Annotated in this window: 7 protein-coding genes; 6 read left to right on the forward strand and 1 reads right to left on the reverse strand. The window is 64.3% G+C overall.

What is annotated here, in order from left to right; translation table 11 throughout:
• Positions 1–102: 102 nt before the first annotated feature.
• Positions 103–3,513, reverse strand: a complete 3,411-nt coding sequence (locus tag H928_RS0123330) for an ATP-binding protein (RefSeq protein ID WP_021028657.1) — start codon at positions 3,511–3,513, stop codon at positions 103–105.
• 287 nt (positions 3,514–3,800) lie between these two features.
• Between H928_RS0123330 and urtA the strand changes: the two genes are divergently transcribed.
• The 6 genes from urtA to fmdA all read left to right on the forward strand — a co-directional run bounded on the left by urtA (position 3,801) and on the right by fmdA (position 10,005).
• Complete coding sequence (gene urtA / locus H928_RS0123335) at positions 3,801–5,048, forward strand: urea ABC transporter substrate-binding protein (RefSeq protein ID WP_021028658.1); 1,248 nt, start codon at positions 3,801–3,803, stop codon at positions 5,046–5,048.
• 81 nt (positions 5,049–5,129) lie between these two features.
• Positions 5,130–6,044 carry an urea ABC transporter permease subunit UrtB gene (gene urtB, locus H928_RS0123340; protein ID WP_021028659.1) on the forward strand — a complete coding sequence of 305 codons (915 nt, stop codon included), beginning with the start codon at positions 5,130–5,132 and terminating at the stop codon, positions 6,042–6,044.
• 23 nt (positions 6,045–6,067) lie between these two features.
• Positions 6,068–7,261 (forward strand): urea ABC transporter permease subunit UrtC, encoded by a 1,194-nt coding sequence (gene urtC, locus H928_RS0123345; RefSeq protein ID WP_027011320.1) that lies wholly within the window; start codon positions 6,068–6,070, stop codon positions 7,259–7,261.
• Between the two features lie 14 nt (positions 7,262–7,275).
• On the forward strand, positions 7,276–8,019 hold the full coding sequence (urtD, locus tag H928_RS0123350) for an urea ABC transporter ATP-binding protein UrtD (RefSeq protein WP_021028661.1): 744 nt from the start codon (positions 7,276–7,278) through the stop codon (positions 8,017–8,019).
• A gap of 10 nt (positions 8,020–8,029) precedes the next feature.
• Positions 8,030–8,719: an urea ABC transporter ATP-binding subunit UrtE gene (urtE, locus tag H928_RS0123355; RefSeq protein ID WP_021028662.1), complete on the forward strand. Its 690-nt coding sequence runs from the start codon at positions 8,030–8,032 to the stop codon at positions 8,717–8,719.
• A gap of 62 nt (positions 8,720–8,781) precedes the next feature.
• The gene (fmdA, locus tag H928_RS0123360; RefSeq protein ID WP_021028663.1) at positions 8,782–10,005 is read left to right on the forward strand and encodes a formamidase; all 1,224 of its coding nucleotides are present in this window, start codon (positions 8,782–8,784) and stop codon (positions 10,003–10,005) included.
• The last annotated feature ends 87 nt before the right edge of the window (positions 10,006–10,092 follow it).

Here is a 10,092-nt window from a genome sequence, read left to right on the forward strand (position 1 = left end):
TGTAGTCCTGCTGACTGAGCGCGTCGCAGAGAAATCCCAGGGTTTCGACGGCATCGTCCACGACGAGGACAACACCGGCATGGGGCGTGAAAGTGGGCATGGTCAGCGGTCCGCAGGCCCTGCAGGCCCGAGGCTCTCCAGAATGAGGGGAAAGTCAAAGCGCTGGGCAGCAGCATCGAGGGCCTGCAGCGTGCCGCGCGATTGGGGGTGGCTGGCCTGGGCGGCCGCCAGCAGTTTGCGCAGGCCGGCGCCATCGCCAAAGCGCGCCAGGCGTGTGATGTCCGACTGCAGATCCGGCGGCAGGGGCGGCTCCTGCCGCGCCGGTGGCGGCACTGCGGGGGCCGTAGCCGCTGAGCTGGCAGAGCCAGCCGAGCCAGTGGCCATGTCTTCTATCCATTCGAGCTTCAGCAGCCAGGCCAGCGTGTCCATCAGCTCCGACTCTAGCACCGGTTTGCCGACAAAGGCCTGGCAGCCGGCGCGCTCGAGCTGCTCGGGCTGGTTCTCGAACAGGTCGGCCGAGACGATGACGATGGGCAGGTGCACGGCGCTGTACTGCTGGCGCACCAGCGCAGCGGTCTGCCAGCCGCTCAGGTCATCCATGCTCAGGTCCAGCAAGATGGCATCGGGCGGCGTGTCGCGGATGACCTCCAGGCATTCCTGGCCGCTGGCCGCCTCCAGCACGGTAAAGCCCAGCGGGATCAGCACGCCGGCGATCAGCTGGCGGTGGATGGGCTGGTCATCGACCAGCAGCAGCGTTCTGCGCGGGCCCAGGTAGCCGCCGATAAAGGGCCGGGCCTGGGGCTGGCCGGCCAGTGCGCGCGGCGGGTTGTGTACCTCGCTCAGGTACAGGCGCACCGAAAACGTGCTGCCCTGGCCGGGTGTGCTCTGCAGGCTCAGCTCCCCACCCATCAGCAAGGTCAGCATGCGGGTGATGGTCAGGCCCAGGCCGGTGCCGGTGCTGGCGGCGCGGCGCCCGGCGCTGCCCCGCTCAAAGGGCATGAAGATGCGCTCATGGTCCTGCGGCGCGATGCCGATGCCCGTGTCGCGGATGTCAAAGCGCACCACATCGCTGTGGCAGTCCACCTGCAGGCGGATGCTGCCGCTGTCGGTAAAGCGGATGGCATTGCCCAGCAGGTTGATCAGAATCTGGCGCAGGCGCTTGGCATCCGCCCGCACCCAGGCTGGAATGCGGCCCTGCGTCTGCAGCTCGAACTGCAGGCCCTTGGCCTCGGCCTGCGGCCGCACCATGCGGTTGACCGCCTCCAGAAACTCGGGGAACTGCAGCGGCGCCGGGTCCAGCCGCAGGCGCCCGGCCTCGATGCGTGCCAGGTCCAGCAGTTCGTCGATCAGCGAATGCATGTGCTGGCCGCTGTGCAGCATGGTGCTGATGTTTTCGTGCGCGGGGCCGGGCAGGTCGCTGCGGCGCAGCAGCAGCTGGGCATAGCCCAGGATGCTGGTGAGCGGCGTGCGCAGCTCATGGGCCATGCCGGCCACATAGCGTGACTTGGCCTGGTTGGCCGCCTCGGCATGCTCCTTGGCGGCCTGCAGTTGGGCATCGGTGCGCTGGTGGGCCTCGATCTCCTGCATCAGCATCTGCGTCTGGCGCTCGGACTCCTCACGCGCCATGCGCCGGCTGTCCTTGGCCAGCACCAGCCACCAGGCGTAGAGCGCGCACAGCAGCGCCAGCAGCGAGAACGCGCGCACAAAGGCCCAGCGCAGATCCGTCTGCCCGGGCGAGAGGCTTTGCTGCATATAGACCACGAACAGGGCCAGCGCCATGGGGCTGGTCAGCAGCAGCACCGTGCCGGCATAGGAGGCCAGCCGAAAGTTGATGCTGCGCTGGATGCGCTGGGGCAGCAGGCTCTCGTAGAGGCTGCGCCACTGCACCTGGGCGCGCGCGGTGCTGGGCTTGCAGCGGTCATGGCAGCGCGAATCGAGCGAGCAGCACAGCGAGCAGATCGGCGCGCCATAGGCGGGGCAGGCGGCCATGTCGGCGCGCTCGAACTGGTTCTGGCAGACGGCGCACTGCAGCTGCGCGGCCTCGAACTGTTCGGGCTGGCGGGCGATATACCAGCGCCCGCCGGTGGCCCAGGCCAGCAGCGGCGATACCAAAAGCGCAATGGCCAGTGCGATATAGGGCGCAAAGGCGCTGGCCAGCTCGCCCAGCAGGCCGCTGTAGGCAATGCCGGCGGCCAGCGCGGCAATGCCCATGGCGCCCAGGCCGACCGGGTTCAGGTCATGCAGGTAGGCGCGGCGGAACTCGGTGCCCGTCGGGCTCAGGCCCAGCGGCTTGTTGATGACCAGATCGGCCACCAGCGCACCGACCCAGGCGACGGCGATATTGCTGTAGATGCCCAGCACCTTCTCCAGCGCGCTGAACACGCCCAGGGTCATGATCAGCATCGCAATCATCACGTTGAAGACCAGCCACACGACGCGGCCGGGGTGGCTGCGGGTGAGGCGCGAGAACACATTCGACCAGGCGAGCGAGCCGGCATAGGCATTGGTCACATTGATCTTGATCTGCGCCATGATGACGAAGACCAGCGTAATCCAGAGGGCGACGCCCGGGTCCTGCACGATCTTGCCAAAGGCCGTCAGGTAGAGGTGGGTGGGATCGGAGGCCTCGGCCACGGTCGAGCCAAACTGCAGCGCCACATAGGCCAGGTAGGCGCCGCCCAGCATGCGCGCCGCACCCACCAGGATCCAGCCGGGCCCGCCCATCAGCACACAAAACCACCAGCGGCCCCGGTTGGAAGCCGTCTTGCGCGGCATGAAGCGCAGGTAATCGACCTGCTCGCCCACCTGCACGATCAGCGCAAAGATCACCGTGCTGGCCGAGCCGAAATACAGCCAGTTGAAATCGGCGCTGCCCGAGGTCAGGCCCGACAGGCCCGGCAGCTCCTGCACAAACTGCGGCTGCTGGAAGGCCAGCCACAGGTAGGGGGCCAGCAGCATCACGGCCCACAGCGGCTGGGTCCAGGCCTGCAGCTTGGAGATGAAGGTGACGCCATAGAGCACCATCGGTATCACCACCAGCGCGCACAGCACATAGCAGACCACCAGTGGCCAGCCCAGCGCCATCTGCACGGCCAGCGCCATGATGGCCGCCTCCAGCGCAAAGAAGATAAAGGTGAAGGTGGCATAGACCAGCGAGGTGATGGTCGAGCCCAGGTAGCCAAAGCCGGCGCCCCGGGTGAGCAGGTCCATGTCCAGCCCATAGCGCGCCGCGCAGACCGAGATGGGCCAGGCGGTCAGAAAGATGACGATGCCCATCACCGCAATGGCCCAGGCGGCGCTGCTAAAGCCATAGGCCAAGGTGATGGTCGCGCCAATCGCCTCCAGCGCCAGAAAGGACAGCCCGCCCATCGCCGTGTTCAGCAGCTGCCACTCGCTCCAGCGCCGGGCCTTTTGCGGCGTATAGCGCAGCGCGTAGTCCTCCATGGTCTCGTCGGCCACCCAGGCGTTGTATTCGCGGCGGATCGGGAAGATCTTTTGGGACGGCTTGGTCATCACAGGCAGCGCACAGGCGCTGGGGGCAAGGGATCCGCAGACTAAGCAATATTCAGGCCACGGCAAGGCTGGTGCGGCCGGCAAGGTGTGGCCGACGAGGTGCGGCCGGCAAGGCGTGGCCGGCGAGGTGCACCCCAAGGCGCATTGGGCGAGCAAGCTTAGCCCGCGGTGGCTACGCAGGGGCTACGTCAAATGACGTATGGGTGTTTGGCGGCCGCACTTTTAGAGTGGCTACAGGTTTCAACCCGTTACCAGTTCAGCCCGCTGAACCACTTGAGGAGAAAAGCATGTCTCAGGATTTCCATCAGTCGCTTCGCCGCCGCCGTCTCTTGCAAGGCCTGGGTGCCATCAGCGTGGCGGGTCTGCCCATGCTGGCCCGCGCCCAGACCCCGCCGACCGCCCAGGTCAACACCACCAAGCTGGCCGTCACCGATACCGAGGTGGTGGTCGGGCAGCTGCACTCGTCAACCGGCACGATGGCGATCTCCGAGACCGGCTCCATCCAGGCCGAGCAACTGGCCATTGACCAGATCAACGCGATGGGCGGTGTGCTGGGCCGCAAGATCCGCGTGATCAAGGAAGACGGCGCCTCCGACTGGCCCACCTTTGCCGAAAAGGCCAAGAAGCTGCTCATCAGCGACCATGTGGCCACCGTGTTTGGCTGCTGGACCTCGGCCTCGCGCAAGGCCGTGCTGCCGGTGTTCGAGAAGGAAAACGGCCTGCTCTACTACCCCACCTTCTACGAAGGCCTGGAGCAGAGCAAGAACGTCATCTACACCGGCCAGGAAGCGACCCAGCAGATTCTGTACAGCCTCGACTGGGCCAAGAAGGAAAAGAACGCCTCCAAGGTGTTCCTGGTGGGCTCGGACTACATCTGGCCGCGCACCTCGATGAAGATTGCGCGCAAGCACATCGAGACCTTCCAGAAAGGCAAGGTCGTCGGCGAGGAGTACTACCCGCTCAGCAACACCAACTTCAACTCGCTGATCAACAAGATCAAGGTGGCCAAGCCCGATCTGATCTTTGCGGCTGTCGTGGGCGGCTCCAACGTGGCCTTCTACAAGCAGCTCAAGGCCGCAGGCATCACCGGTGACAAGCAGTTCCTGGTGACCCTGTCGGTGACCGAGGACGAAATGCTGGGCATTGGCGGCGAGAACTTTGCCGGCTTCTATTCGAGCATGAAGTACTTCCAGACGCTGGACAACCCGAACAACAAGAAGTTTGTCGAGGCCTTCAAGGCCAAGTACGGCCCCAAGTCGGTCATCGGCGATGTGACCCAGGCCGGTTACCTGGGCCCCTGGCTGTGGAAGGCGGCCGTCGAGAAGGCCGGTAGCTTCGATGTGGACAAGGTCGTGGCCGCATCGCCAGGCATTGAGCTGAACACTGCCCCGGAAGGCTACGTGAAGATCGACGCCAACCACCACCTCTGGAGCAAGTCGCGCATCGCGCAGGGCCTGCCGGACGGGACTTTCAAGGTGGTGTCCGAGTCGCCCGAGCTGATCAAGCCTGATCCCTTCCCCAAGGGCTACCAGTAAATCAGGACTCCGAGAGCGGGCCCCGGGGCATTCCCCCTCTGGCCCGCATTTCCGCCGACCACCACCCGACAAGAGAGCGCCATGACATTTTCTGAAATGATGAATATCGGGCTGATGCAGGGCTTTGCAGGCCTCAGCCTGTTTGCGGTATTGCTGCTGATGGGCCTGGGCCTAGCGATTATTTTTGGCCAGATGGGTGTCATCAACATGGCGCATGGCGAGTTCATGACCATCGGTGCCTACACCGTGTTCATGGCCTCCACCTTGGTGGAAGCCCATGCTCCGGCCTGGATGCCTTACTACTTCCCCTTGTCGATCGTGGCGGCCTTTGTGTTGGCGTTTGTGCTGGGCTGGCTGGCCGAATGGGCGTTGATACGGCACCTGTACAAGCGACCGCTCGATACCCTGCTGGCCACCTGGGGCCTGAGCCTGGGGCTGCAGCAGGTGTTCCGCACGGTGATCGGCCCCAAAGAGGTGAGCCCCACCCTGCCTGACTGGCTGATGGGCTCCTGGTCGCCCAGTGAGGGGCTGGACATTCCGATCAACGGCATGTTTGTGCTGGCGCTGGCGCTGCTGGTGACGGCCGGCGTGCTGATTGCGCTCTACCGCAGCCGCTGGGGCCTGCGGGTGCGCGCCACGGTCAGCAACCGTGTGATGGCCAACGCCATCGGCATCAATACCAAGAAGACCGACCGCCTCACCTTTGCCATTGGCTGCGGGGTGGCGGGCATTGCCGGCGCGGCCTTCACCACCATCGGCTCGACTGGACCCACCTCCGGCTCGCTCTACATCGTGGATTCGTTCCTGGTCGTCACCTTTGGCGGCGCCGCCAGCCTGCTGGGCACCGTGGCATCGGCCTTTGGCATTGCCCAGGTGCAGTCCATCACGGAGTTCTTCCTGAGCGGCTCCATGGCCAAGGTGCTGACCTTGTCCTTCATCGTCGTGGTCTTGATGCTGCGGCCCCAAGGTCTGTTTGCCAGCAAGGTGCGCCGCTAAAGCCGGTGCAAAGGATGACAACCATGAAAGATATGCGTGTGTGGCTGGAGCGAACCGGCCTGGGCCATGTGGCCATCCTGGCAGTCGTGCTGCTGGCACTGCTGCCACTGGGGCTGGACATCTTCCGCCTGAACCTGGTGGGCAAGTACCTGTGCTACGCCTTTGTGGCCGTGGGCCTGGTGATGCTCTGGGGCTGGGGCGGTGTGCTGAGCCTGGGCCAGGGCGTGTTCTTTGGCCTGGGGGGCTACGCGATGGCCATGTTCCTCAAGCTCGAAGCCTCGGACAAGGTCAGCACCGCGATCCAGTCCACGCCGGGCATCCCCGACTTCATGGACTGGAACCAGCTCACCGCGCTGCCGCTGTGGTGGACGCCGTTCGAGTACCTGCCGTTTGCGTTGTTTGCGGTGGTGGCAGTGCCCGCGCTGCTGGCCTTCATCATCGGTTTTGCGATGTTCCGCCGCCGCGTGGGCGATGTCTACTTTGCCATCATCACCCAGGCGGTGGCGCTGATCCTGACGGTGCTGATCATCGGCCAGCAGGGCTACACCGGCGGCGTCAACGGCATGACCGATCTGCGCACCATGCTGGGCTGGGACATCCGCACCGACAGCGCCAAGTACATCCTCTACTACGTCTGCTGCGGCCTGCTGCTGCTGTCGGTCGTCGCCTGCCTCTGGATCCAGAAGAGCAAGCTCGGCACCTTGCTGCTGGCGATGCGCGACAAGGAAGACCGCGTGCGCTTCTCCGGCTACGACGTGTCGATGTTCAAGGTCTTTGTGTTCTGCCTGGCCGCTGCGATATCGGGCATTGGCGGCGCGATGTTTGCGCTGCAGGTGGGCTTTATGTCGCCATCGATCGTCGGCATTGTGCCCTCGATCGAGATGGTGATCTTTGCCGCTGTTGGTGGCCGCATGAGCCTGGTGGGGGCCGTCTACGGCGCGCTGCTGGTCAACTTTGGCAAGACCTATTTCTCCGAGACCTTCCCTGATCTTTGGATGTTCTGCATGGCGGGCCTCTTCATCGTCGTGACCATGTTCTTCCCCAACGGCCTGGCGGGCCTGTATGCCAGCAAGGTCAAGCCGCTGCTGGCCCGGCGCGCAGCCAAACCGGCCAGCACACCCAGCCACGGCGCCGGCCCTGCCAGCACCAAGCCCGCAACCACCAGCAGCAAAGCGCAGGAGCCCGTCGCCGGCAAGCCTGCGGCCGAAGGCGTCTGAACCAGGAGCACGCAATGAGCAATACCGATTTCGCACTGGCGGTGGAGGGTTTGACGGTCTCCTTTGACGGCTTCAAGGCCATCGAGGACCTGACCCTCTATGTCGACAAGAACGAGCTGCGCGTGATCATCGGCCCCAACGGCGCGGGCAAGACCACCTTGCTCGACCTGATCTGCGGCAAGACCAAGGCCAGCAGCGGCAGCATCAAGTTCCAGAACCAGGAGCTGACGGGCATGGACGAGTACCTGCGCGTGCGCAAGGGCATAGGCCGCAAGTTCCAGACGCCCTCGATCTACGAGAACCTCTCGGTCTTCAAGAACCTGGAGGTGTCCTACCCCGAGGGGCGCTCGGTGTTTGGCGCGCTGCGCTTTCAGTGCACGCCGGCCGTGCAGCAGCGCGTGCAGGCGGTGGCGCAGGAGATTGGCCTGGACCATGTGCTGGAGATGGAATCGGGCCTGCTGTCGCACGGGCAAAAGCAGTGGCTGGAGATTGGCATGCTGCTGATGCAGGAGCCCGAGCTGCTGATGCTGGACGAACCGATTGCCGGCATGAGCGCGCGCGAGCGCGAGCTGACGGCCGATCTGCTCAAGCGCATCTGTGTGGGCCGCTCGGTGATCGTGATCGAGCACGACATGGAGTTTGTGGCCCGCATTGCGCACAAGGTCACCGTCATGCACCAGGGCAAGATTCTGGCCGAGGGCTCGATGGAGGCCGTGCAGTCCGATCCCAAAGTCATCGATGTCTACCTGGGCCACTGAGGAGCCGCATATGCTGAAAGTCAACGATATCCACGTGGCCTACGGACAGAGCGAGGCGCTGCACGGCATCTCCTTCGAAGGCCGGCCCAACGAGACCCTGGCCATCATGGGCCGCAACGGCATGGGCAAGACCACCTTGTTCAAGGCGCTGATGGGTGTGCTGCCGCTCAAGAGCGGGGCGGTGCAGGTGGCGGGGCAGGATGTGTCGCGCGACGAGAGCTATCTGCGCGTGGCCAAGGGCATTGCCTATGTGCCCCAGGGCCGCATGATTTTCCCGACCCTGAGCGTCGAGGAGAACATCGAGACCGGTCTGGAAAATTCCCGTGACCGCAAGATTCCCGATGAGATCTATGCACTCTTCCCGGTGCTGTGGGATATGCGCCGGCGCAAGGGCGGCAATCTCTCGGGCGGGCAGCAGCAGCAGCTGGCCATTGCCCGCGCGCTGGTCACCAACCCCAAGGTGCTGCTGCTCGACGAGCCCACCGAGGGCATCCAGCCCTCCATCATCAAGGACATCGCCAAGGCGCTCAACGAGATCCGCAAGATGCGCGAGATCACCATCGTCGTCTCCGAGCAGGTGCTGCATTTTGCGATGGATGTGGCCGACCGGATCTTCGTGATCGAGGGCGGCCGGATCGTGCACGAGACCGACCGCGCCAACACCAACGAGGCCCATATCAAGTCGTACCTGTCGGTTTGACACCGCTTGCGCGGGCCGCCCGCGCGTTTCTTGTTCCATTGACTGCATCACAGGAGTTGCACATGCCCGAAACCCTGATCAAGGTTGATCTGTCCCAACCGGCCCCTTCCAACGAGAAGGTGCACAACCGCTGGCACCCCGATATTCCGATGGCCTGCTGGGTCAACCCCGGCGATGACTTTGTGCTGGAGACCTACGACTGGACGGGGGGCTTCATCCAAAACAACGACAGCGCCGACGATGTGCGCGATGTGGACCTGACCACGGTGCACTACCTCTCGGGCCCGGTCGGCGTCAAAGGCGCCGAGCCCGGTGACCTCTTGGTGGTGGACCTGCTCGACATCGGTGCCAAGGACGAGAGCCAGTGGGGCTTCAACGGCTTTTTCTCGCAGAAGAACGGCGGCGGGTTCCTGACCGACCACTTTCCTTCAGCGCAGAAGTCGATCTGGGATTTCCAGGGCATGTTCACCACCTCGCGCCATATCCCTGGCGTGCGCTATGCCGGCCTGATCCACCCGGGCCTGATCGGCACCTTGCCCGATCCCAAGATGCTCGAGACCTGGAATGCGCGCGAGCAGGCGCTGATCGACACCAACACGGATGGCAACCTGGCCAACCCGCCCTTCATGGCCACGGCGCACATGGGCCAGCTCAAGGGCGAGGCGCGCGACAAGGCCGCCGCCAGCGGCGCGCGCACCGTGCCCCCGCGCGAGCATGGCGGCAACTGCGACATCAAGGACCTCTCGCGCGGCTCCAAGATCTTCTTCCCGGTCTATGTCGATGGCGCGGGCCTGTCGGTGGGCGATCTGCACTTCAGCCAGGGCGATGGCGAAATCACCTTCTGCGGCGCCATCGAGATGGCCGGCTGGGTGCACATGAAGGTCTCCATCATCAAGGGCGGCATGGCCAAGTACGGCATCAAGAACCCGATCTTCAAGCCCAGCCCCATCGTGCCGACCTACAACGACTATGTGATCTTTGAAGGCATCAGCGTCGACGAATCGGGCAAGCAGTACTACCTGGATGTGAACGTGGCCTACAAGCAGGCCTGCCTCAACGCCATCGAGTACCTCAAGAAGTTTGGCTACTCGGGCGCGCAGGCCTATTCCATCCTCGGCACCGCCCCGGTGCAGGGCCATATCAGCGGCGTGGTGGACGTGCCCAATGCCTGCGCCACCCTGTGGCTGCCCACGCAGATCTTTGAGTTCGACATCAACCCCAATGCCGCCGGCCCGGTCAAGTACCTGGATGGCAGCATCGATATGCCGATCTCGTACGACAAGTAAGACGCTGGCTAGCGCGGGCCGCAGCGCCGGCCCGCTTTTATCTTTTTGTGCAGGAGACCTTGATGCCAACTTATGACTACGCCTGCC

It is taken from the genome of Comamonas sp. B-9 (genome assembly GCF_000410635.1).
Taxonomy (GTDB): domain Bacteria; phylum Pseudomonadota; class Gammaproteobacteria; order Burkholderiales; family Burkholderiaceae_C; genus Comamonas.

What these genes read in the sequence shown, in the direction of transcription:
- H928_RS0123330 (WP_021028657.1), bottom strand. Translation starts at nt 3,513, where the DNA reads ATGACCAAGCCGTCCCAAAAGATCTTCCCGATCCGCCGCGAATACAAC.
- urtA (WP_021028658.1), top strand. Translation starts at nt 3,801, where the DNA reads ATGTCTCAGGATTTCCATCAGTCGCTTCGCCGCCGCCGTCTCTTGCAA.
- urtB (WP_021028659.1), top strand. Translation starts at nt 5,130, where the DNA reads ATGACATTTTCTGAAATGATGAATATCGGGCTGATGCAGGGCTTTGCA.
- urtC (WP_027011320.1), top strand. Translation starts at nt 6,068, where the DNA reads ATGAAAGATATGCGTGTGTGGCTGGAGCGAACCGGCCTGGGCCATGTG.
- urtD (WP_021028661.1), top strand. Translation starts at nt 7,276, where the DNA reads ATGAGCAATACCGATTTCGCACTGGCGGTGGAGGGTTTGACGGTCTCC.
- urtE (WP_021028662.1), top strand. Translation starts at nt 8,030, where the DNA reads ATGCTGAAAGTCAACGATATCCACGTGGCCTACGGACAGAGCGAGGCG.
- fmdA (WP_021028663.1), top strand. Translation starts at nt 8,782, where the DNA reads ATGCCCGAAACCCTGATCAAGGTTGATCTGTCCCAACCGGCCCCTTCC.